Origin of the sequence: Pseudofrankia sp. EUN1h, from assembly GCF_001854645.1 — a bacterium.
In the GTDB taxonomy this organism is placed as follows: domain Bacteria; phylum Actinomycetota; class Actinomycetes; order Frankiales; family Frankiaceae; genus Pseudofrankia; species Pseudofrankia saprophytica.
This window is the reverse complement of sequence record NZ_MBLN01000126.1, coordinates 1-24,476: the sequence shown is the minus strand read 5'-3', so window position 1 is coordinate 24,476 and position 24,476 is coordinate 1. Positions and strand designations below refer to the sequence as shown.

7 protein-coding genes and 2 pseudogenes are annotated in these 24,476 nt (G+C 75.3%); 7 read left to right on the top strand and 2 right to left on the bottom strand.

Annotated features, from left to right (window positions below):
- Positions 1 to 168: 168 nt before the first annotated feature.
- From BCD49_RS46745 to BCD49_RS39800, 7 genes and pseudogenes are all read left to right on the top strand, one after another.
- Positions 169 to 414 (top strand): annotated as a pseudogene (locus tag BCD49_RS46745) (acyl carrier protein); the annotation flags it as partial.
- Between the two features lie 246 nt (positions 415 to 660).
- On the top strand, positions 661 to 6,378 hold the full coding sequence (locus tag BCD49_RS39825) for a type I polyketide synthase (RefSeq protein WP_071042548.1): 5,718 nt from the start codon (positions 661 to 663) through the stop codon (positions 6,376 to 6,378).
- Positions 6,375 to 7,937 carry an FAD-dependent monooxygenase gene (locus BCD49_RS39820; protein ID WP_071042547.1) on the top strand — a complete coding sequence of 521 codons (1,563 nt, stop codon included), beginning with the start codon at positions 6,375 to 6,377 and terminating at the stop codon, positions 7,935 to 7,937. Before BCD49_RS39825 ends, BCD49_RS39820 begins: the two co-directional genes overlap by 4 nt.
- Before the next feature lie 73 nt (positions 7,938 to 8,010).
- On the top strand, positions 8,011 to 9,699 hold the full coding sequence (locus tag BCD49_RS39815; RefSeq protein WP_007520220.1) for an acyl-CoA dehydrogenase family protein: 1,689 nt from the start codon (positions 8,011 to 8,013) through the stop codon (positions 9,697 to 9,699).
- A complete protein-coding gene (locus tag BCD49_RS39810; RefSeq protein ID WP_007520222.1) occupies positions 9,696 to 10,964 on the top strand; it encodes a cytochrome P450 in 1,269 nt (422 codons plus the stop codon). The genes BCD49_RS39815 and BCD49_RS39810 overlap by 4 nt, the downstream gene beginning before the upstream one ends.
- Before the next feature lie 20 nt (positions 10,965 to 10,984).
- Positions 10,985 to 12,235 carry a cytochrome P450 gene (locus BCD49_RS39805; RefSeq protein ID WP_007520223.1) on the top strand — a complete coding sequence of 417 codons (1,251 nt, stop codon included), beginning with the start codon at positions 10,985 to 10,987 and terminating at the stop codon, positions 12,233 to 12,235.
- 192 nt (positions 12,236 to 12,427) lie between these two features.
- Positions 12,428 to 12,775 (top strand): nuclear transport factor 2 family protein, encoded by a 348-nt coding sequence (locus BCD49_RS39800; RefSeq protein WP_071042546.1) that lies wholly within the window; start codon positions 12,428 to 12,430, stop codon positions 12,773 to 12,775.
- Positions 12,776 to 12,914: 139 nt separating this feature from the next.
- Here the strand turns inward: BCD49_RS39800 and BCD49_RS39795 are convergent.
- A pseudogene (locus BCD49_RS39795) lies at positions 12,915 to 17,738 on the bottom strand (beta-ketoacyl synthase N-terminal-like domain-containing protein); the annotation flags it as partial.
- 118 nt (positions 17,739 to 17,856) lie between these two features.
- On the bottom strand, positions 17,857 to 24,282 hold the full coding sequence (locus BCD49_RS39790; RefSeq protein ID WP_007507046.1) for a type I polyketide synthase: 6,426 nt from the start codon (positions 24,280 to 24,282) through the stop codon (positions 17,857 to 17,859).
- Between the last annotated feature and the right edge of the window lie 194 nt (positions 24,283 to 24,476).

Below are 24,476 nucleotides of genomic sequence, written 5' to 3'. Positions count from 1 at the left end.
TCGCTGACCCCCGTCATCTACGACGCCTCCGTCCTGCGCGCCCGTGGCGCCGAGCTGCCCCACCTGCTGCGAGGACTGGTTCGTGGCCCGGCCCAGCGCGCCCGCGCCGCGGCCGCCGCGCAGCCGGAGCAGTCCCTCGCGCAGCGGCTGGTCGGGCTGTCCGCGACGGAGCGGGCGAAGGCGGTTCTCGACGTGGTGCGCACCCAGGTGGCCGCCGCCCTCGACTACGAATCCGCCGATGGCGTCGCCGCCGACAAGGGTTTCAAGGACCTGGGGCTGGACTCGCTGACCGCCGTCGAGCTGCGCAACCGGCTCGGCAAGGCCACCGGCCTGCGGCTGCCGGCCACCCTCGTCTTCAACTTCCCCACGCCCGCCGAGCTCGCCGGGCGCCTGGTCGCCGAGCTGTTCCCCGACGAGGCCGAGCAGGAGACCGGGCTCGAGGTGGCCGCGGCCGCGGTGGACGAGGAACCGGAAGGCGTCGACCCGGACCTCATCGACGCCATGGATGTCGAGGACCTGATCCGCATGGCGCGTGAAGGCGCCGATTCCTGAACCACCGGCAGGAGCCCTCGCGGTCACGGCGCGGTCGGGCCGTCGCGCCGCGTCCGCCAGGCCCGAACCAGCCCGGTATCCGGATCCCCCAGAAAGATCACGGAGCAGATGTCAGACGAGCAGAAGCTCAGGGAGTACCTCAAGCGCGCGACGGTCGAGCTGCACGATGCGCGCGGTCGCCTGGAGAAGGCCGAGGCGGCTCGCTCCGAGCCGATCGCGATCATCGGCATGGCCTGCCGCTTTCCGGGCGGTGTCCGGTCGCCGGAGGACCTGTGGGACTTCCTGCTGGCCGGCGCGGACGCGATCACCGACTTCCCCGCCGACCGGGGCTGGGCGGTGCCCGATCCGTTCATCGACCCCCTCGGGCGGCCCGGCGCGCGCGCCGTCCGCACGGGCGGGTTCCTGCCGGACGTGGCCGAGTTCGACGCGGAGTTCTTCGGGATCTCGCCACGCGAAGCACTGGCGATGGACCCACAGCAACGCCTGCTCCTCGAGACCTCCTGGGAAGCGCTCGAACGCGCCGGAATCGACCCGAAAGCACTACGCGGCACCGACACCGGTGTCTTCGCCGGCCGCGTCACCGAGGACTACGCCCTCGTGGTCGCCGATCCCAGCAGCGAGATCGAGCCCTACCGGCTGACCGGCCTCGCCGGCAGCGTGCTGTCCGGCCGGGTGTCCTACTTTCTCGGACTGGAGGGCCCGGCGGTCACCGTGGACACCGCCTGCTCGACCTCCCTGGTGGCGCTGCACCTGGCGCTCGGGGCGCTGCGCCGCCGGGAGTGCTCCCTGGCGCTGGTCGGCGGCGCGACGGTGCTGGCCACGCCCGACGCCTTCACCGACCTCGGGCGGCGCGGCGTGCTGAGCCCGGACGGTCGGGTCAGGCCGTTCGCCRCCGGGGCCGACGGAACCGCGCTCGCGGAGGGCGTGGGTGTCATCGCGATCCAGCTGCTGTCCGAGGCCCGCCGCGACGGGCACCCCGTGCTGGCCGTGGTGYGCGGTTCGGCGGTCAACCAGGATGGCGGCCCCGACGGGTCGGCCGCCCGGGCGCGCCGGCTCGTCGTCGAACAGGCCCTGGCCGACGCCAGGCTGACCGCCGCGGAGGTGGACGCGGTCGAGGCGCACGGCGACAGCACCGTGTCCGGCGATCTGGCCGAGGCCACCGCGCTGGCGGCGGCGTACGGCCAGGGTCGGCCGGGCGACCGGGCGCTGCTCGTCGGAACGGTGAAGTCCCGGCTCGGCCACACTCTGGCCGCGGCCGGCCTCGCCGGCGTCATCCACACGGTGACGGCCCTGCGTCACGGCGAACTTCCGCCCACCCTGCACGACGCCGATCCGCCGTCGCCGTGGATCGACTGGGACGGCGGTCCGCTCGCCCCGCTGACCCGCCGCACGCCCTGGCCGAGCACCGGCCGGCCGCGCCGGGCGGGGGTGTCCGCCTTCGGAATCACCGGAACCAACGCCCACGTCATCCTGGAACAGGCCCCGGCAGCCCCGGCAGCCCCGGACGAGCTGGACGAGTCGACCCCGGTCCGCGATCCGGAGCCCGAAGCCGCGTCGCCGCCGCCGCGGCCGGTCTCGCTTCCGCTGAGCCTGTCCGGGGCCGGCGGGCCGGCACTGCGGGCTCAGGCCGCCCGCCTGCGGGCCTTCCTGGCCGGCGACCCGTCCCCGGCCCCCGCGGACGTCGGGCTGTCGCTGGCGGTCACCCGCTCAGCCCTGGCTCACCGCGCGGTCGTCCTCGGCGCGGACCGGACCGAGCTGACCGCCGGCCTGGACGCGGTGGCGCGGGGTGAGCCGGGGCCGAACGCGGTCACCGGAGTCGCCCGGGAGCGGGGCAAGACCGTGTTCGTGTTCCCCGGCCAGGGCACCCAATGGCCTGGCATGGCGCTGGGCCTGCTCGACACCAACCCCGTCTTCGCCCAACACCTGCGCGACTGTGCCGCGGTGATCGAACAGTACGTGCCCTGGAAGGTCGAGGCCGTGCTGCGCGCCGCTCCCGACGCCCCGCCCATCACCCGCATCGACGTCCTGCAACCCGTCATCCTCGCCCTGAACATCGCCCTGGCGCGCCTCTGGCAGCACCACGGCATTCACCCCGACGCCGTCATCGGCCACTCCCAGGGCGAAGCCGCCGCCGCTCACATCTCCGGCGCCCTCACCCTCGACGACGCCGCCCGCGTCATCATCACCCGCTCCCGCCTGTTCGCCGACCACCTGGCCGGCCACGGCGCCGTCGCCTCCATCCAGCTGCCTGCCCACGACCTGACCCACCATCTCGACCAGCATCCCGACCAGCTGTGGATCGCCGGCGTCAACTCTCCCGCCGCCACCACCGTCGCCGGCGACCTCGAAGCACTCGACGCCCTCGTCGACGCCCTCACCGCCCGAGGCATCCGCGCCCGCGTCATCCCCGACACCGTCGCCTCCCACAGCCCACGCGTCCAGCCCCTGCGCGACCTGCTCCTGCGCGAGCTCGCCTTCCTGAAGCCCCGGCCCGCCGCCATCCCCCAGTACYCCACCACCCACCCCGACACCCTCCTGGCCGGAACCGAACTCACCGCCGACTACTGGTACGACAACTGCCGCAACCCCGTGAACTTCGCCCCCACCATCCACACCCTCCTCGACCAGGGCCACCACACCTACCTCGAGATCGGCACCCACCCCGTCCTCACGGCCGCCATCGAGCACACGGCCGAAACCCACCCCGCCGCGGCGGCCATCCTCACCCTCAACACCCTGCGCCGCGGCGACGGCGGCCCCGAACGCCTCAACACCGCCCTCGCCGAAGCCTGGACCAACGGCCTGCCCGTCGACTGGCGACCGGCCTTCGCCGGCACCGCCGCTCGCCGCGTCGACCTGCCCACCTACGCCTTCCGCCGGCGGCGTTACTGGTTCGAGCCCTCGTCCGCCGCCGTCCCACGGGTGGCGGACGGGAGCGCGCTCACCGCGCTGTGGGACGCGGTCGACGACGGGGACGAATCCGGCGCGGCGCAGGCGCTCCGCCTCCGCGGCGAATCCGGGACCGGTGCGCTGCGCGAGCTGCTGCCCGCGCTGACCGCGTGGCGCCGCGACCGACGGATCCGCGCCACGCTCGCCTCCTGGCACTACCGGACCGCTTGGCGCCCGCTGCCCGAACCCGACGCCGGGATGGTGGCGGGCGACTGGCTGCTCGTCGCCCCGGCGGCGGCTGGCCCGGCGGACACGGCGGACGTGGACGCGGTCGCGGCGGCGCTCATCCGCCACGGCGCCCGCGTTCCGCGGATCGACGTGGACCCGCACGATCCGGACGCGCAGCGGCTCGCCACCCGGCTCAAGGAAGCAGGCGCGGCGAAGGCCGCCGGCGTGGTGTCGCTCCTGGCCACGGCCGGGGATTCGCGCGACCCCGCGGCTGACGGCATGCCGGGCGCCGCGGTGGCCGGCACGGTGACGCTGCTGCGGGCGCTGGCCATCCTCGGTACCGAGGCCCGGTTGTGGTCGCTCACCCGCGGCGCGGTCTCCACCGGCCCGCGCGACCCGCTGCGCAGCCCGGCTCAGGCGCAGATCTGGGGGCTGGGCCAGACGGCGGCGCTGGAGAGCCCAGCGCTGTGGGGCGGCCTGATCGACCTTCCGGCGTGTCTGGACGCGCGGTCGGGCAGCCGGCTGGCCCTGCTGCTGGCGGCCGCTCGCCGTGCCGAGGGCGGGGAGCGCGAGCTCGCCGTGCGCGACACCGGGGCGTTCGCCCGCCGGCTGGTGCGCGCGGCGGCGGACTGGGCGGGGTCACCCGCCGATGGCCGCGGCGACCCGGGGAGGTCCAGGCCGGGTTGGTCGACGAGCGGCACGGCGCTGGTGACCGAGGGCCTGACGGCCACCGGCACGCACGTCGCCCGGTGGCTGGCCCGCGCCGGCGCGCGGCATCTGGTCCTGACCAGTGCCGGGCGCCCGGACCCGGACCGGGCCGCCGTGCTGGCGGCCGAGCTCGCCGCGCTGGGTGTCGGGTCGACGATCCTCGAAGCCGACCCGGCCGACCGAGAGGCGCTTCTGCGCGCTCTCGCCGCCGTGCCCGCGGACCTCCCGCTGACCACCGTCGTCCACACCGCCGACCCGCGCGGCGAGGGAGCGCTCGAGGACGTCACGCCAGCGCAGCTCGGCCAGGTGCTCGCGCCCAAGGCGGCCGCCGCCTGGCAGCTGCACAGCCTCACCCGCGACCGCGGCCTTTCCGCGTTCGTTCTGTTCTCCACCCTCGCCGGAACGCTCGGCAGCGCACTCGGCCTCGGCGGATACGGCGCCGCGGGCGCCTATCTGGACGCGCTCGCGACGTACCGCGCCGCCCAGGGGCTGCCCGCGTCGTCCGTGGCCTGGGGGGTGTGGTCCGACGCCGACGCCCCCGAGCGGGAAGAGGCCGACCGCGCCGCTCGGCTGGCCCGGCGCGGCATCCCGCCGCTCGACCCCGAGACGGCGCTGGCCGCGCTGGACGGCGTGCTGGCCCGTGGTGAGACCACGGCCCTGGTCGCCGACCTGCGCTGGCCGGACTATCTCGCCGCGCACGGCGCGGTCGCGCCCGGCGCGCTCCTCGCGGAGATCCCCGAGGTCGCGGCGGCCCGCCGCCCGACGACCGCGTCCGGCGTGCCGGATGGCCCAGCCGCCCCGGACACGTTCCTCGCCGGCCTGGCCGAACTCACCCCCGCCCGCCAGCGGGAGGCGCTGCTCGGTCTCGTCACCCGCGAGATCGCCGCCGTCCTGGGCCACCAGGCCACCACCGCGGTGGACCCCACGAGCCTGTTCATCGAGCTCGGGTTCGACTCCCTCACGTCGGTCGAGCTGCGCAACCGGCTCGCCGCCGCCACGGGGGCCCGGCTGACCGTTCGCGTCATCCTGGAACACGGCACCCCGGACGCCCTGACGGCCTGGCTGCGCGCCGACCTGTTCCCGGCCTCGGCGGCCGACCCCGCCGCCGGACCAGGCACCGGGACCGGCTCGCCCGCGCCCGAGCCGGTGCCCGCGCCGGAAACGTCCGTTGGCCCAGGTCTGATCGCCCCGCTGTTCCGGCGGGCCCGGGAAGCGGGCCGGACCGCCGAGTTCGTCCGGTTCCTGACCGGTCTGGCTGCCTACCGCCCGTCCTTCGGCGCGCCGCCCGAAGAGCACGACCTGCCGAGGGTGGTCCGGCTGGCGCGAGGCGCCGAAGGACGGCCGGCGCTGTTCTGCTTCCCGAGCCCGCTGGGCGGCGCCGCGCCCGAGCAGTTCACCCGGTTCGCCGAGCACTTCGACGGCGGCCACGACGTCTTCGCCTTCGCCCTGCCCGGCTTCCACGCCGGCGAGCGGGTGCCGCGGACGCTGGACGCGGTGGCCGAGGCCGCCGCGGCGGCGCTGGGCCGACAGGCCGAGCCAGGCGCGGCGGTCCTCGTCGGCCACGCCGCCGGCGGGCTGCTCGCGCACGCCGTCGCGGCCCGGCTGGAGGCGGCCGGCAGCCCGGCCGCCGGCCTCGTCCTGCTGGACACCGCGGCGGTGACCGCCGCCGAACTGGATTCCCCCGGCGCACCGCACCCGGACGGCGGACCCCTCGGGCAGCCGGAGGACGAAGCCTGGCTCACCGCCCTGGGCGCCTATGCCCCGCTGCTCACCGGGCCCGCGCCCGGGCCAGTGCGCACCCCCACCCTGCTGGTGCGCGCGGCGGGCGGCGCGGCCGGGCCGTCGTGGCCCGCCGCGCACCGCGTCGTCCGGGCGCCCGGTGACCGCCTCTCCCTGCTCGAGCAGCACGCCGAGGCCACCGCCCGGCTGGTCCGACCCTGGCTGGCCGCCCCCGCCCCGGTGGGCACCGCGACCGGTGAGACGAAGGAGCACCTCGCATGACCGAAAGCACCTCGCCCCCACCCGGCCGCGCCAACGGCAACGTCGTGGTCGTCGGCGCCGGGCCGTGCGGCCTGGCCGCGGCCTGCGAACTGCTGCAAAACGGGGTTTCCGTGCGGGTCCTGGAGGCCAGGAAGGACCGCGCCGTCGGCTCGCGTGCCGTGCAGCTGTGGCCCTCCGGCCTCGAGGTGCTACGGAGCATCGGAGTCCTGGACGAGGCGCAGCGCCGCGGCCTGCGCATCCACAGCAACGTCTACCACCTGCGCGACCGCCTCCTCACCGTGGTCCTGGGCGCGGCCCACGAGCCGTTGATGCTGCCCCAGGAACAGACGATGGAGCTGCTCGAAGGTGCCCTGGAGCGGTTGGGCGGTCGGGTGGAGCGCGGTGTGCGGGTCACCGCCGTCGAACCGACCGCCACCGGCGTGACCGCGAAGGCCGAGGGCCCCGGCGGCGTCACGGAGCTGGTCCACGCCGACTGGCTCATCGGCGCGGACGGCGTGCACAGCGTGGTGCGCGAACAGCTCGGCATCGACTTCCCCGGCAACCAGCTGCCGCTGGAGTTCCTGCTCGCCGAGGGGCGGATCGACGGCGACCTGCGTCCCGGCGTCATGCACTACCACCTCGGCCCCGCCGGCTCCGCCATCGTCGGCCCGATGCCCGGCGGCAGGGTCCGGGTCTCCGGCGTGCTGCCTCCTGGCTTTCCCCTCACCGCCGAGGCCGTGCAGGCCTTCCTGGACGAGCGCACCGGCGGCGATCTGCGTGTCATCGAGCTGGACACCCTCGCCACCTTCGCCACCGCCGAGCGGATCGCCGCCGTCATGCGCAGGGGGCCGGTGTTCCTGGTCGGCGACGCCGCCCACACCCACACCCCTGTCGGCGGCCAGGGGCTCAACCTCGGCCTGCAGGACGTGCACAACCTGGCCTGGAAGCTCGCCGGCGTCATCAACGGCCGGTACGCCCCCGTGATCCTGGACACCTACGAGCCGGAGCGCCTGCAGGCCGCCCGGCAGATCGTCGGCACCACGCACCGGCTGATCAAGATGTTCACCCTCGGCCCGATCGCCTCCCGAGCGCAGAACCTCTCCTGGAACCTGCTCGGCGCCACCGGGGTGCTGCGGCGCTGGTTCGTCCCGCTGCTCGCCGGCCACCGGGTCGGCTACCCGGATGCCCTGCTGCTCGCGCAGGACGGCGGCTCCGGGCGCTGGCCGCGCGCCGGGCGCCGGCTGCGCGCCGCGCTCCGGCCGGCCGGCTTCGGGCTGCCGCTGCCCGGCGCCCGCCTGCCGCACTGGGTGCCCCGCGCCGCTCCCGGCACCGAGGCCGGCTTCCGCCTGCTGACCGTAGGCCGCGCCGACTCCGCCCTGGCGCACCGCGGACGCCGACTGGCCCTGGCACACGGCGGCGCGGTGTGCCACGAGCACCACCTCCGCCGGACCGCGTCCGGCTTCCTGCTGCTGCGCCCCGACGGCTACGTCGCCGCCTCCGGGGTCGAACCGGCTGGGCTCGACCGCCTGGAACGCCGGCTCACCCACCTGATCGCCGCTCAGGAGACCGCGTCCGCCTGACCTAACCCCACCTGGACCTGACCCCACCTGGACCCGACCCCACCAGACCTGACCAGAGAGGAAGGGAGCCGGCATGCGCAGCCCTACCGCCGGCGAGGCMCCACCACGCAGTTTCATCGATGCGCTCGCCTCGGGACGGCTCCCCTGGGAGCTGTTCGCCGCGTTCCCGGAGCCGGGGCCGCGGGAGACCGCCGCGGGAGACGAGTTCCTCGCGCAGTTCGGCCCCTTCGTCGACGGGTGGGTGGACGGCGACGAGCTCGACCGCACCCGCATCTGGCCGGACGGGCTGCTGGAGGAGCTGCGCGACCGCGGCTACTTCCAGCTCACGGCCCCGGCGGAACTCGGCGGCCGCGGGCTGTCGCCCTACAACCTCATCCGGGTCGTCGTGCGGGCCGCCCGCCGCTCTATGGGCGTCGGGCAGATGCTCTGCGTGCAGAACGGCATCGCGGCCAGCGCCCTGCTCCCGGCGGTGCCGGCCGGCCCGCTGCACGACTTCCTGCGCGCCGAGATCGCGGCCGGCAGCGTGTCGGGATTCGGTGACACCGACCCCGCGGGCCAGAACAACACCTTGCCCGCCGCGACCGCGACGCTCACCGAGGACGGCTCCTCCTACCTGCTGCGCGGCGAGAAGCTGTTCATCGCGAACGCCGGCATCGCCGACGTGCTCGGCGTCTCCGCGACCGTGACGGAGCCCGACGGGCCGCGGGCGGGCGTCTTCTTCCTCACCACCGGCACCCCTGGGTTCGAGGTCGTCGCGCCGAACGACTTCATCGGCGTCAACGGGTTGTCGGCCTCGTTCCGGCTGAACGACGTGCGGGTGCCCAGGGAGCACGCGATCCTCGGCGACGGCGCCGCACGCCTGCCCCGGACCATCGCCCTGCAGGGCCTCTACGGCCGCACAGCCCTGGGGGCGGCCGGCTCCCTGGCCGTCATCCGCAACTGCCTGGAGTACTGCGCCGAGTTCCTTTCCCGGCGCCGGATCGACGGCCGCGGCCTGGCCGAGTACGACAAGGTCCAGCGGATCGTCGCGGGAGTCCTGGCGGCCGAGTTCGCCGTGGAGAGCGCGGTGCGCTGGACGACGCTGGACCCCGGCCCCGAGGACCGGTCCTTCGAGCTCTACGTCACCAAGAACCTCGCCACGGCGCTGGCCTGGCGGGCCAGTGACCGCACCGTCGCGCTGCTCGGCGGCGAGGGCATCGAGACCGCGCAGAGCAAACGCCGCCGGGGCGCGGCGGCGCACCCCGTGGAGCGGTATCACCGCGACGCGCGCGTCCTGCGCACGGTCGGCAACGTCGACTACGTGAACGACCTGCGGGCCGGGCAGCTCGTGCTGGCCCACTACGGCGACCCCGGTGAGGAGGGGGCCGCCGGCGCGTTCTCGGTGCCCGACCTCTCGGGTGCCGACCTGTCCGCGGCCAACCGCCGCCACCTGTCGGCCGCCGCCGACCTGTTCCAGAACCTGCACCGCACCTGCCGCCGGCTCGCGGACCGCCACGGCGATCCCGCCGAACCCGGCGAGCGGCAGGAGCCGGTGATCCTCGTCGGCGAGCTCGCCACCGAGCTGTTCGGCATCTGCGCGGTGCTTGGCCGCGCGGCCCGGTCGGGTGGCGCGGCGGAGCAGGACCTGGCCGACGTGTACGCCACCGCGGCCGGGTTCCGCGTCGCCGACCTCACCCGGCGGCTCGCCACCGAACAGGAGCCCAACCCACCCGACTACGCCAAGATCAGCCGCGCCTGGCTGGCCGCCCAGGAGTCCCTGTGACGACACCGCCCGAGGTCAGGCCGCCGGACATCCTCGGCGCCTTCGACCTGACCGACCACGCCCACTTCGCGGCCGGCCCGCCCTACGAACTGTTCGCCCGGCTACGCCGGGAGGCCCCGCTGCTCTACCACCCGCCGGGCGTGAACAGCGTGGACGGCGAGGGCTTCTGGGTGCTCAGCCGCCACGCCGACATCGCCGCCGCGGGCGCCGACCCGGCCTTCTCCGCCGAAGGCGGCGGCGGCCGAGGCGGCGGCGGCACCCACCTCGAGGACATGGAGATGGGCGTGCACGCCGGCGTGCTGCTGCCGATGATGGACGACCCGCGGCACCAGGCACTCAAGGACATGATCACCCCATCGCTGACCGGCGATACCGCGCTGCTGCGCGAGGACGAACTGCGCGGTCACGCCGCCGAGCTGCTCGGCGTGCCGCTCGCCCGTGGTCGCGGCGACCTCGTCGCCGAGCTGGCCGAGCCGCTCGCGCTGCGCGCCGTCGCGGGGCTCTTCGGCGCTCCCGCGCAGGACCTGGACCAGCTGTCGGCCTGGGTGCACGCCGTCGTCGGCCTGGCCGACCGCCGCACCGGCCTGACGGACGCCGCCTCGCTCGCGACCGTGCAGGCCATGGGCGGGTATTTCAAGGACCTGCTGGCGGCCAAGCGACGCAGCCCTGGCCGGGACTTCGGCTCGCTGCTCGCGCACGGCCGGCTCGCCGAGAACAGCGGCGAGGCGCCGCTGACCGACTACGAGCGCGAACACAACTACCTCGTCCTGCTCATGCATGCCTACGAGCAGACCCGCAACGTCCTCGCCGGTGGGCTGCTGGCGATGGCCGAGCACCCCACGGAGTGGCGGGCGCTGCGCGAGGACCGCTCGCTGCTGCCCGGCGCGATCGAGGAGATGCTCCGCTGGGCGCCGCCCAACCCGTACAACCGGCGCACCGCCACCCGCGACATCGACCTGTACGGGCAGACCATCCGGGCCGGCGACAAGGTCACCCTCTGGTGGCCCTCCGCCAACCGCGACGAGGCGGTCTTCACCCGCCCCGACGCCTTCGACATCCGCCGGGACCCCAATCCGCACCTGTCCTTCGGCTCTGGCACCCACGACTGCGCGGGTGGCGAGGCGGGCCGGCTGGTGCTGCGCCCGCTGATCGAGCTGCTCGCCGACCGGGTGGCCGAGATCCGGCTGGCCGGCCCCGTGGCCCGCACCCCGTACAACAAGCACGCCGTGCTGCTCGACCTGCCGGTCGAGCTGCTCGCGGCCTGATCCCGCGAGGAGATCCGCGCATGTCCGAGGCCCTGATGGCGACCGGGACGCCGGCCGCCGAGAACCGTCCCCCGAAGGTCCTGCCCTACGACCCGCTGGACCCGGAGTTCCTCGCCAACCCCTACCCGATGTACGCCAGGCTGCTGGCGCAGGGGCCGGTGCACCCGACGGACGCCGGCGTCGCCGTCGTCAGCTACAAGGAGGTCAACAAGATCCTTCGCGATCCGCGCTTCGGCCACGGCGACGGCCTGGGCGCGCAGGACGCCAAGATCCCGACCCCTGCGGGCGAGCGCGATGCCCTCATGTTCATGGACCCACCGGACCACACCAGGCTGCGGGCGCTGGTCAACCGTGCCTTCACCCCCAAGGTGGTGCAGCGGATGCGCCCGGTGATCGAGTCGATAGCCGTCGAGCTGCTCACCACCGCCCGCGAGCGGCACGGCGACGGGCCGTGCGACCTGGCCGCCGAGTTCACCCGCCCGCTGGCCGTGCGGTCCGTCAACTCACTGGTCGGCGTGCCCGCCGAGTACACGGACCGCTGCATCGGGTACGGCCGCGACGGCGGCCGCGGCCTCGACCCGGGCTTCACCCTCACCCCCGACGCGGTGGCACAGCGCAACGCGGTGCGCGACGGCGTGATGGAGATCACTCAGGAGATGATCGCCGACCGCCGGGTGAACCCCAGGGACGACCTGGTCACCGACCTGATCCGGGTCGAGGACGCAGGCGACCGGCTCAACGAGATCGAGGTCATCACCACGGTGGCCAACGTCTTCCTGGCAGGCTGGGCCGCCCCGCAGGCCCTGCTTGGCCTGTCGGCGGTCGCGCTGATGCAGAACCCGGACCAGCTCGCCTACTACGTGGCCCATCCGGAGCACGGCGACCGGTCGGTGGAGGAACTGCTGCGCTACGACGGCACCGTGCACCTGCTGGAGCGAATGGTTCTGGAGCCCGCCGAGGTGTGCGGCATCGCGCTCGAGCCGGGCGACGAGATCTACATGCTGAACGCCGCCGCCAACCGCGACCCGGAGGCCTTCGAGAACCCGCACGAGCTGGACCTGGCTCGGGTCGGGCCGCGCAACGTGGGCTTCGGGTTCGGCATCCACTACTGCGTGGCCGCGCCGATCGCGAAGATGATCAGCGAGGTGGGTCTGAACGTGCTGCTCGGCCGTTTCAAGCCGGAGCTGCTGACGCCCAACCCCCCGACCAACGGGGCTATCACCCAGCGTAGCTATCGGGAGATCCCGGTGGCGCTGACATCTGCCGGGTGACCTGGTTCGGTCACCGCTGGTACACCCGGAGCGTGTAGCATAGGCGGCGTCTGCTGCGACGACTTCTTAGTCGTGTATTCCCCGTGAAAGCGATCTTCGCGCAAGCGATTGTTGTGAACGCGATTGTTGCGAACGCGGTCCATGTGAATACGGCCTGTGCTGCGCGCTCACCTTGACTCCGAAAGGACGAGCATGAGCGACGCCGTCACCAAAATCCTGCAGAGGTACATCGAGGTCTTCAACGAGACGGACGACGCGGCCCGCGCGGTAGRCATCGCCGAGGTCTTCACCGAGGACGCGCTCTACACCGACCCGACCGCCGAGGTCGCGGGCCGGGACGGGATCAACGCGTACATCGGGAGCTTCCGGAAGCAGGCCCCGCAACTGATCTTCGTCCTTGGCGCCGTCAAGTTCCATCACGACACGGCGCTGTTCGACTGGACCGCGGGCCCGGACGGAGGCTCGCCGGTCGCCAGCGGCCGGGACTTCGTCCTGCTGAAGGACGGCCAGATCGAGCGGATCCACGGCTTCTTCGACTGAGCCGCCGGCCCGGCCGTACCGCCTGAGCGAGTGTCCGGCGGTACGGCCGGGCTACTGACCGGATCCGGATCGACCGCGGCAGCCGCGTGACCGACGGGATCCGGCGGGGTCTGTGACCCCGCCGGATCCCGTTTTCGTGTCAGGCCCGGGCGGCGGCGGGCGTCGGCAGCTCCGCGAGCCAGCCGAGTACCGTACGCGCCGTGTCGGCCGCGTGCTCCTCGATCAGGGTGAAGTGGTCGCCGGGCGTGTCCAGCGTCGCGCAGAGCGCGGCCAGCTCGGCGCGGTCCGGCCCGGGGCCGCCCCAGTCGTGTCCCGCGGCGCGTACCAGGAGGGTGGGGGCGGGGGGTGGTATCGCCCGCCAGCCCGCCAACAGCCGCAGGTAGCCGCCCATCGCGCTCAGCCGGGCGTCGTCGAGCCCGGTGATCTCGGATCGGYGGGCCATCGCCGTCAGCAGCGCGGGCCCGAACTCGTCGAGCCGCCCGCCGCCGACCGGGAAGGTGTCGAGCAGGACGACCGCCCTCGGGCCGGTGCCCTCGGCCGCCAGCAGGGCCGCGAGGTCCAGCGCCAACAACCCGCCCGACGAGTAGCCGAGCAGTGCGTACGGCCGTCCGGCGGCGGACCGCCGGACCGTGGCCGCCAGCGCCTCGGCCAGCACCTCGCGGGTCGCCGGCAGTGCCTCGCCGGCCCGGAAACCAGGCAACGTCAGCGCCGAGACCTCCCGACCGCCGCCGAGGCCGGTCGCGAGCCGGGCGAACTGTTCGGGCCCCGAGGTCGCCAGCATGGTGGGCAGGCAGAAGACCGCGGGGTGCGCGTCGCCGCGGGCCAGGGGCACCGGATCGAGCGACGGGGCCCGGGCCGCGTCGTCGAAGACCGGGCGGAAACCGGCGGCCGTGGCCAGCAGGCCGGTGAACCCGCCCGCCCGGCCCGTGGCGACGGCCGCCTCGAAGAGCCCGGCGAGGGTCGTTCCGGCGGATCCCGGGACCGGTGCGGTGCTCCCGGTATCGGCTGTGCTCCCGGCGTCCGTGGGGCGGGTGCCGCCGAGCTCCTCGTCACCGGCAAGCCGGGCGGGCGATGCCTGCCCGCCGCCGGCGTCCCGGTCGATCCGCCCGCCCGCGACGGCTTCCGGGAGCCCGGCGAACAGCGGGCCCCGGCCGGCCGCCGTCGCCCGCAGATAGTCGGGCCAGGCGATCTCGGCGGCCAACAGCGCGGTGTCGTCGGCGTTCAGCGCCTGGCGCAGCACGGCCAGCGCGCGGTCCGGCGCGATCGCCGGGATGCCTCGCCTGCGCAGCCGCTCGTGCCGGGCCCGTTCCAGCGCGGCCCGGGCCGGGTCGGCGAAGTCCTCGGTCCACACTCCCCAGGCCACGGTGGTGGCCGACGCCCCAGCGGCCCGCCGCCGCGAGGCGAGCGCGTCCAGGTGCGCGTTCGCGGCGGCGAAGCCGCCAAGTCCGACGCCGACCCCGATGCTCCCGGCGATGGAGGAGAACAGGACGAACGCGGACAGGCCGAGGCCCCGGGTCAACTCGTCCAGGGTCTCGGCCGCGACCGTCTTGGCCCGCAGGACGCGCTCCAGCGCGGGCAGCTCGATGTCCTCCAGCGGGCTCTCCTCGAAGACCTCGGCGCAGTGGAAGACCGAGGTCAGCGGCTCTTCGGCCGGGAGCGAGGCCAGCACCCGAGCGCCTTCGGCACGGTCGGCGAACGCGCACCGGGCGATCGTCACCCGCGCGCCCAGAGCCGCGAACTCGGCTTCGCGCGCGGCGCTCTGGGCCGGGTCGGGTTCCCGCGCGGTGGTCAGCAACACATGCCGAGCGCCGGCCCGAGCCAGCTCCCGGGCGACCACCAGCCMGGTGCCGTGCGTGCCGTCAGTCACCAGCACGGTTCCCGCTGGCCGCCACGCCCGTCGTCCCCGTCGGCCGTCGAGCGGAGCCCTGACCAGCCGGCGGGCCAGCACGGACGACCCACGCAGGGCGATCCGGTCCTCGCCGCCGCCGACCGCGAGCACCGCGGCCAGCAGATCGGCGGCCGCGTCATCCGCGGGCAGGTCGACCGTGCCGCCCCAGAGCCGCGGGTGTTCCTCCGCCAGCGCCAGCCCGAGCCCCCACACCCCGGCCTGCGCGGGGCGGTCGACGGCGTCGCCCGGGGCGGCCGCCACGGCGCCCCGGGTCAGCGACCACACCGGCGCCTCGACGCCCAGGTCGACCAGGGCACCCACCAGCCGCAGCGTGCCGGTCAGCCCGGCGGCGATCGCGGGATGTCCCGGGTGCGGGGTCTCGTCCATCGGCAGCGCGGACACGACGCCCCGCGGCGGGCGCGCGGCCATCGCCCCGGCGAGGTCCTCGGCGAGCGTCGTCCGCTCGACGCCCGCCGGCACGGCCAGGCGGGTCACCGTCGCCCCGCGTCGCTCCAGGGCCCCGCTCCACGGCTCGGTCTCCGCCAGGGACGCCGGAACCAGCACGAGCCAGTGCCCGGACAGCTCCCTGGGCGCGGGGGGCGCCACCTCCCGCCACTCGGTCCGGTAGCGCCAGTGCGCCACCGCGGCGTCCTGGCGCGACTCCTCGAGCAGCGCCGCCAGCGCGGGCAGCACCGGCTCGACCTCGTCGGGCTCGACCGCGCCGCGTCCGCTCGCGCTGAGCAGCCCCGCGAGCGTGGTGGCGTCCCGTTCCTCGACCGCCGTCCAGAAGTCGGCCTCGGCCCCGGCGGGGGCCGGCGCCGTGGCCGCGGGTGCCCGGACCCAGTAGTCCTTGTGCTGGAAGGGGTAGGTCGGCAGGTCGACGAACCGCGGCTCGGCGGGTGCGGGCCACGCCACGGGAAGCCCGTTCACCCACGCCTCGGCGAGCCCCTCCCCGAGGGGCAGCGCGGCCAGCACCAGCACGTCGGCCCGCGAGGCGGCCTCCGCCAGACCCACTGCGTCCCGGTCGGCGCCGAGCACCACGAACGCCCGGTAGCCGGCGGCCAGGAGGGCGTCCACCGTGGGACCGGCGCCGTGAGACGCGTCCCCGGCGACGGCGAAGCGCGCGGCGTCCTCCAGCGTGAGGGCACCGGCAAGGTGATCGGCCACGATCCCGCCCCGCGGGCCGGCCACCGCGTCGACCCGGACGCCGCGGTCTCGCCACACACCCGTGAGCGCGGTCTCGACGGCGAACAGTACCGGTCGCCGGACCTCGGCCGACGTGAGCGGGGGCGCGCCCGGCTCGCCGCGCAGCACGGCCTCGACCTGCCACGGGACGTGCCGCTCGACGGCCGCGGCGCAGGCGGCCAGCCGGGTGGCGAACGCGGCGTCGAAGCCGAGCAGGTCGACAGCCGCCGTCAGCAGCTCGTCGCCGTCCTCGGGCGGCACGAACGCGACCCTGCCGTGGTCGCGGGCCGTCGAGGTGATCACACCCGGCGCGCGCTCGCCGCGCGCCACCAGGTCGAGGCCGGCCAGGCCGGAACCCCCGACGAGCACCGCCGCTCGGTGGGGCAGCGCGGCGCGGGTGGTGACCAGGGCGTGCGCGACGTCCGCGCGCCGGAGGCCGGCGGGCGGCGACAGGCGCGCGGACAGCGCTCGCGCCTGGTCGCGCAGCGCCTCCTGGCTCGCCGCCGACAGGAGCAGCGGCGCGGCGCCGGCGCCCGCGTCGGCGCCGACGGCCGGCCGCGTCCGCTCGCCCGCGCCCGAGGGCTCCGGCACCGGCTCGGGCTCCCGCGGCGCCTCCTCGAGGATCACGTGCGCGTTCGTCCCGCTGACCCCGAACGCCGAGACGCCCGCCCGCCGCGGGCGGCCCGTGACGGGCCACGGCCGCGCCTCGGTCAGCAGCTCCACCTCGCCGGTGGCCCAGTCCACCATCGGCGTCGGGCGGTCCACGTTCAACGTGGGCGGGAGCAGGCCGTGCCGCATCGCCAGCACCATCTTGATGGCGCCGATGACGCCCGCCGCCGCGCCCGGGTGGCCGAAGTTGGACTTCACCGAGCCCAGCCACAGCGGCCGGTCCGCGGGCCGCCCCTGGCCGTACGTCCGCAGCAGGGCCTCCGCCTCGATCGGGTCGCCGAGGCGAGTGCCGGTGCCGTGCGCCTCGACGGCGTCCACCTCGGCGGGGGAGAGTAGGCCGCTGTTGAGCGCGGCGCGGATGACCCGCCGCTGGGACGGTCCGTTCGGGGCGGTCAGGCCGTTGGACGCGCCGTCCTGGTTGACCGCGGAGCCGCRCACCACCGCGAGCACCTGGTGACCGAGGCGCTGGGCGTCCGACAGCCTCTCGACCACCAGCGTGCCGACCGCGTCGCACCAGGCCGTCCCGTCGGCCGCCTCGGCGAACGCCTTGACCCGGCCGTCCGGCGCCAGGCCGCGCTGCCGGCTGAAGTCCACGAAGATCTGCGGCGTGGAGATCACCGACACGCCGCTGACGAGCGCCAGCGAGCACTCGTCCCGGCGCAGCGCCTGCGCGGCCAGGTGCAGCGCGACCAGCGAGGAGGAGCAGGCCGTGTCGACGGTGACGGCCGGACCGGTCAGCCCGAAGGCACTGGAGATCCGGGCGGCGAGCGCGTTGCCGCCGCCGGTCAGCCGGTGCGCCGCCACGTCCGCGGGTGGACCGGCGAGCAGCATCGTGTAGTCGTCCACGCTGCAGCCGGCGTAGACCGCGGTCGCGCTGCCGCGCAGCGCCGTCGGGTCGACGCCGGCCCGCTCCAGCGCCTCCCAGGTGCACTCCAGCAGCAGCCGCTGCTGCGGGTCCATGGCCAGTGCCTCCGCGTCGGAGACGCCGAAGAACGCCGCGTCGAAGCCGCCGACCCGCGGGATGAATCCGCCGAGGCGGACGTACGAGGTGCCGGGTCGGTCGGGGTCCGGGTCGTAGAGATCCGCCAGGTCCCAGCCCCGATCGTCGGGGAACTCGCCGATCGCGTCCTTCCCCGCCGCCACCAGCTCCCACAGGTCCTCGGGCGAGCGGACCCCGGCGGGCATCCGGCAGCTCATCGCGACGATCGCGATCGGCTCGCTCGCGCGCTCCTCGGCGGCCTTCGAACGGTGCCGGACCTCGCCGAGCTCGACCGCGACGCGCTTGAGATACGAGCGCAGTCTGTCCTCGTCGGACGACCTCGCAGTGGCCATCTGGTCCTCACCGCCCCAGTTCGTTGTCGATGAAGCTGAAGATGTCGTCGTCGGAGGCGGATTCGAGCCGGTCCCCGACCGGGGAGCTTGCCTCGCTGTTGGCCGGCTCGTCCGTCACCGACTCCAGCAGCCGCCGCAGCCGGGCCGCGACCAGACCGCGCGCCGCCGTGTCGTCGGCCAGGCGGCTGCCCGCCAGCACCTCCTGCAACCGGTCGAGCTCGCCGTCCAGCGATATCGCGGGCTGCTCGGGAAGCAGCTCGGTGCGCAGGAAGGCCCCGACGGCCGCCGGCGTCGGGTGGTTGAACACGAGGGTGGTCGGCAGCTTGAGGCCTGTCGCCACGCCCAGTCGATTACGCAAGGTAACGGCTGCCAGCGAGTCGAATCCGAGATCCCTCAGGGCCCGGTGGGCGTCCACCGCCTCGCCGTCGCTGTGCCCGAGGACTACGGCCGTCTCGGTGCGCACCAGGTCGATCAGCATGCGCTCCTGGTCGGCCGCGGACAGCCCGGTCAGCGTCCGCACCAGGTCCGGCCCGGCGCCCGGCGCCGCGGCGGACCCGTCCGGCCCGGACTCGGTCGCCGCCCGGACCGCCTCCGGCAGCTCACCGAGCAGCGGGCTGCTGCGCACGGCCGTGAAGGCGGTGGCGAACCGCCCCCAATCCACGTCGGCGAGCACCAGCGCGGTCTCGTCCCGGGCCAGCGCGTCGACCAGTGCACTGACCGCCGCCTCGGAGGGCAGCGGGGTCAGGCCCCGGCGGCGCAGCTGCGCGCGGCGCTCGGCCTCGGCCTCCTCGTCGTCCAGACCGGTGCCGGGATCGGCCCACGGCCCCCAGGCGACGGAGGTGGCCCGCAGGCCGCGGGCCCGCCGGTGCGCGGCGAGCGCGTCCACGTACGCGTTCGCCGCCGCGTACCCGCCCTGGGCGGCGCCGCCCCACACGCCGGCCACCGAGGAGAACAGCACGAAGCCCTCCAACGCGGTGTCGGCCAGCAACTCGTCGAGATGGGCGGCGCCGAGGGTCCTGGTGCGCAGCGAGCGCTCCAACCCAGCCGGATCGAGGTCTGCCAGCGCGGCGGCGTCGAGGTCGCCGGCGGCGTGGATGACGCTGGTCAGCGGGGCGTCCTCGGGCACCGAGGCGAGCAACGCGGCGAGCGCCCCGCGGTCGGCGACGTCGCAGACCGCGACCGTCACCCGGGTCCCGGCCGCGGCGAACTCGGCCTCCAGCGCCACCCGCTCGGCCGCGTCCAGGTCGGTGTCCGCGGTCAGCAGCAGGTGGTGGGCGCCCATGGCGGCGAGCCGCCGCGCCGTGTGCGCGCCCATGCCGCCGGTGCCACCGGTCACCAGGACCGTCCCGTCCGGCGCCCAGGACCGGCGTACCGGCACCGTGGCCAGCGGGGACCGCACGAGTCGGCGGGCGAGCAGCCCAGCGTCGCGGACGGCGAGTTGGTCCTCGTCGGCCGCGCCGGACAGCACGGCCGCCAGTCGGGCGAGGGCGCGCTCGTCGGGCGAGGCCGGAAGATCCACCAGGCCGCCCCACCGGTCCGGGTGCTCCACCGCCGCGGTCCTGCCCAGCGCCCACACCTGGGCCTGCACGGGAGCGGCGGGCGGGTCGGCGTCGTCGGTGGCGACCGCTCCCCGGGTCACGGTCCACAGCGGCGCCGACACCTGGGCGTCGGCCAGCGCCTGGATCAGCAGCAGCGTGCCCGCTACGCCCGCGGCGAGGGCCGGCCGGCCCGGCAGCGGCGTCTCGTCCAACGGCAGCAGGGACAGCACGCCGACCGGCGCCTCGGCGGCGGATCCGTCCAGCGCCGAGGCGAGCGCCGCCCGGCCGGGAGCGGTCCCGACGTCGAGCCGCGCCACCTGGGCGCCGTGCCGCTCCAGCAGGCCGGCGGATCGGCCGGCCAGCTCGGCCGCCTCCGGGTGGCCTTCCGGTACCACCAGCAGCCAGGTGCCGGCAAGGCGCACCGACGCCGGCTCGGTCACCGGCCGCCAGGCGACCTTGTACCGCCAGGCATCGGCGGCCGAGCGCGCCACCCGCCCCCGCCGCCACGTGGCCAGCGCGGGCAGCACCGCGCTCAGCGCGGCACCGTCGTCCAGCTCCAGCGTTGCCGCCAGCGTGGTCAGGTCGTCGTTCTCGACCGCCTCCCAGAACCCGGATTCCGCCGCGTCCTGCGCGGTCGCCGCCGTGGCCGCCGGCGCCTCCACCCAATACCGCTTGCGCTGGAAGGGATAGGTGGGCAGATCCACCCGGCGCGGGTGGGCGGGCGCCGGCCACGTCACGGGCAGGCCGTTGGTCCAGGCTTCGGCGAGGGCGGTGTTGAGGCGTTCGGGGCCGCCGTCGCCGCGGCGCAGGGTGCCCAGAGCGAGGACGTCGGCGCCGTGGGCCTCGGCGGTCTGTTCGATGGCCGCGGTGAGGACGGGGTGGGTGCTGATCTCGAGGTAGGTGTGGTGGCCCTGGTTGAGGAGGGTGTGGATGGTGGGGGCGAAGTTCACGGGGTTGCGGCAGTTGTCGTACCAGTAGTCGGCGGTGAGTTCGGTTCCGGCCAGGAGGGTGTCGGGCAGGGCGGTGGAGTAGTGGGGGATGGTGGCGGGCCGGGGCCGGACGAAGTCGAGGGCGTCGAGGATGCGCTGGCGCAGGGGCTCGACCCTGGGGCTGTGGGAGGCGACGGTGGAGGGGATGACGCGGGCGCGGACGTCCCGGGCGAGGAGGGTGTCGATCAGTGAGTCCAGGGCGTCGTCATCCCCGGCGACGGTCACGGCGGTGGGGGAGTTGACGCCGGCGATCCACAGCCGGCCGCGGTAGGTGTCCAGCAGGGGGGCGAGGTCGTCCGCGGACATCTGGATGGAGGCGACGGCGCCGTGTCCGGTCAGCTCGTCGGCGAACAGCTGGGAGCGGACGACGACGACGCGGGCGGCGTCGGGCAGGGTGAGGGCGCCGGCGACGTGGGCGGCGGCGATCTCACCCTGGGAATGGCCGATGACGGCGTCGGGGTGGATGCCGTGGTGCTGCCAGAGGCGCGCCAGGGCGACGTTGACCGTGAACAGCGCCGGTTGCAGGACCTCGATGCGGTCGAGTGACGGAGCGCCGGGTGCGCCCCGCAGTACGTCCTCCACTCGCCAGGGCACATGGCGTTCGACCTCGGCCGCGCACGCGCGCAGCGCCTCGGCGAACTCCGGCGTGGAATCGAGTAGTCCCACCGCCATCCCGGGCCACTGCGAACCCTGCCCGGGGAACACGAAGACGGTCCTGCCCCGCTCCCGGGCGATTCCGGTGACCGCGTTCGGCCCCGACTCGCCCCGCGCCAACACGTCCAGCCCTTCGCCGAGCACGACGGCCCGATGGGGCAGCGCCGTGCGGGTGGTGGCCAGCGCGTGCGCCACATCGGCACGCCGCAGCCCCGGGTTGAGCGAGAGGTGCGTGGCCAGCCGTCGGGCCTGATCGCGCAGCGCCGCGGGCTCGGCGGCCGACAGCGGCAGCGGCGCGGCGACCGGATCCGCATCGGACGGCTCCCGCGCGGGCACCGAGGCTTCGGCGTCGTCCGGCTCGCCCGGGGCCTGCTCCAGGATCACGTGCGCATTGGTGCCGCTGATCCCGAACGAGGAGACGCCCACCCGGCGCGGCCTTCCGGTCCGCGGCCACTCCCGCGTCTCGGTCAGCAGCTCCACGGAGCCCGCCTCCCAGTCCACGTGTGGGGACGGGTTCCCCGCGTGCAACGTCGGCGGCAGCGCCCCGCGCCGCAGCGCCTGCACCATCTTGATCACCGACGCGGCGCCGGCGGCGGCCTGGGTGTGCCCGATGTTCGACTTCACCGAACCCAGCCACAGCGGGTCTCCGCCCGCGCGCTCCCGCCCGTACGTGGCCTGCAACGCCTGGGCCTCGATCGGGTCGCCGAGCGGGGTGCCGGTGCCGTGTGCCTCCACCGCGTCGACATCCGCGGGGGCGAGCCGGGCGTCGGCCAGCGCGGCCCGGATCACCCGCTGCTGGGAGGGGCCGTTCGGCGCGGTCAGACCATTGGACGCCCCGTCCTGGTTGACCGCCGAGCCGCGGACCACGGCGAGCACCTGATGCCCGTTGCGTCGGGCGTCGGCCAGCCGTTCCACCAGGAGTATCCCCGCGCCCTCCGCCCAGCCGGTGCCGTCCGCCTCGGCCGAGAACGACCGCGAGCGGCCGGTCGGCGACAGCGCACGCTGTCGACTGAACTCGACGAAGGTGAACGGCGAAGCCAGCACGGTCACCCCGCCGGCCAGCGCCAGCGAGCACTCGCCCGACCGCAGCGCCCGCATCGCCAGGTGCAGTGCCACCAGCGACGAGGAGCAGGCGGTGTCCACCGACACGGCCGGACCCTCGAAGCCGAAGGTGTACGAGATGCGGCCGGAGCCGACGCTGCCGGTGTTGCCGGTGCCCAGGTACCCCTCCAGCTCGCCGGGCATCTCCGGTAGCCGGCTGACGTAGTCGTGGTACATGATCCCGGTGAACACGCCGGTGTCGGTGCCGCGTAGTGCTTTCGGGTCGATTCCGGCGCGTTCGAGCGCTTCCCAGGAGGTCTCGAGGAGCAGGCGTTGCTGTGGGTCCATCGCCAGTGCTTCGCGTGGCGAGATCCCGAAGAACTCCGCGTCGAACTCGGCCACGTCGTGGAGGAACCCGCCCTCACGGGTATACGAGGTGCCGGGCCGGTCCGGGTCGGGGTCGTACAGGTTCGTCAGGTCCCAGCCCCGGTCCGCCGGGAACTGGGTGATCGCGTCGCCGCCAGCCATGACGAGCTGCCACAGGTCCTCCGGCGAGCGCACCCCGCCGGGATAGCGGCAGGCCATCCCGATGATGGCGATCGGTTCGTCGGCGCCGCCGGCGGAGTCGGCCGCGGGTCGCCGGGTCGCGGCCTGAGCCGGCGAGGGCGGCTGCCCGGCTCCGAGTTCCTGCCCGGCCCCGAACTCCTGAAGAAGGTGGTCCGCCAGCGCGGTGGCCGACGGGTAGTCGAAGACCAGCGTCGCGGGTAGCCGCAGGCCGGTGGCCTTGCCGAGCCGGTTGCGCAGCTCGACGGCGGTCAGCGAGTCCAGCCCCAGGTCCTTCAGGCTGCTGCGCGCGTCCACGCTGCGCGGACCGTCGAGACCAAGGGCCGCGGCGATCTGCGTCCGGACGAGGTCCAGCAGCAGCGCGCGCCGCTCGTCAGCCGGCCGGCCGGCCAGGCCCCGGGCCAGGGTCGCGGGCGCGGCGCCGGTCGTCGCGGCGCGGCGGGCCCGCGGGCGCACCAGGGCCCGCAGGAGGTGGGGGAGCTCGTCACCGAGCCCGCGCAGCGTTCCCGTGTCGAGCGACACCGGCGCGACCACCGCGTCCTCGAGGGTGAGGGCGGTGTCGAAGAGGGTGAGGCCTTGGTGTGGGGGGAGGGGGGTCATGCCGGTGTTGGTGAGGCGGGTTTGGTTGGTGGTGGTGAGTTGGGCGGCCATGCCGGTGTCGGCCCAGGGGCCCCAGGCGAGGGAGGTGGCGGGTAGGGCGTGTGCGTGGCGGTGGGTGGCGAGGGCGTCGAGGAACGCGTTGCCGGCCGCGTAGCTCGCCTGCCCCGCCGTGCCGTAGGTGCCGGCGATGGACGAGAAGAGGACGAAGGCCTTGAGGTCGAGGTGGGCGGTGGCCTGGTGCAGGTGCCAGGCGGCGTCGACCTTGGGCCGCAGCACCGCGGACACCCGTTCCGGCGTCAGCATGCCGATGACCCCGTCATCCACGACTCCCGCCGCGTGCACGACGGCCTGCAGGGGGTGCATGGCCGGGACGGCGGCCAGCATTCGCTCCACGTCCGCGCGGTCGGCGGTGTCGCAGGCGGCGACGTCGACGTGGGCGCCGGCGGCGGTGAGCTCGGCGGTGAGCTCGGCGGCGCCGGGGGCGTGTGGGCCGCGGCGGCTGACCAGCAGCAGGCGACGGACCCCGCGTTCGGTGACCAGGTGGCGGGCGACGAGGGAACCCAGGGCGCCGGTGGCGCCGGAGAGCAGAACGGTGCCTTCGGGGTCCCAAACCGCGGGTGTCGCCGCGCCCGCCGCGGCGCGGCGCAGTCGGGGCGCCAGCAGTCGGCCGTCACGGACGGCGACCTGGGGTTCGCCAGCGGCGACGGCGGCGGCGAGGGCGGTGGCCCGGCGCTCGGGGTCGGCGGCGGTGGCCTCGTCGAGGTCAACCAGGGTGATGCGATCCGGGTTCTCGGTCTGGGCCGACCGCAGCAGGCCCCACACCGCGGCACCGGCCAGGTCCCGCACATCCTCCGCGGGATCGGCGGCGACCGCGCGGTGGGTGACGGCGACGAGCTGGGTGTCGGCGGTGCCCTCGTCGGCCAGCCACCGCTGGGCGGCGGCGAGGGCCCGATGGGTGAGCTCGTGCACTGACTCCGGCGTGGGCAGGCCGGGTGCGGCGGCGAACGGCACTGCGACCGAGGCGGCGCGGGCGGAGTCCGCCAGCACGTCGGCGATGTCGGCGTAGACGGGTACCGCCTCCGTGCCGGTCGCGGATACCGGTACCCAGCTCAGGGTGTACAGGGAATCGGCCGAGCCGGCCGCCGCGGCGGTGTCGATGTGGTTTTTGGTGGCGGGGCGGGTGGTGAGGGTGTGGATGGTGGTGAGGGGGGTTCCGGTGGGGTCGGTGAGGTGGATGGTGG

Coding starts and splice junctions, on each gene's coding strand:
- BCD49_RS39805 (WP_007520223.1), top strand. CDS start 10,985: ATGTCCGAGGCCCTGATGGCGACCGGGACGCCGGCCGCCGAGAACCGT.
- BCD49_RS39820 (WP_071042547.1), top strand. CDS start 6,375: ATGACCGAAAGCACCTCGCCCCCACCCGGCCGCGCCAACGGCAACGTC.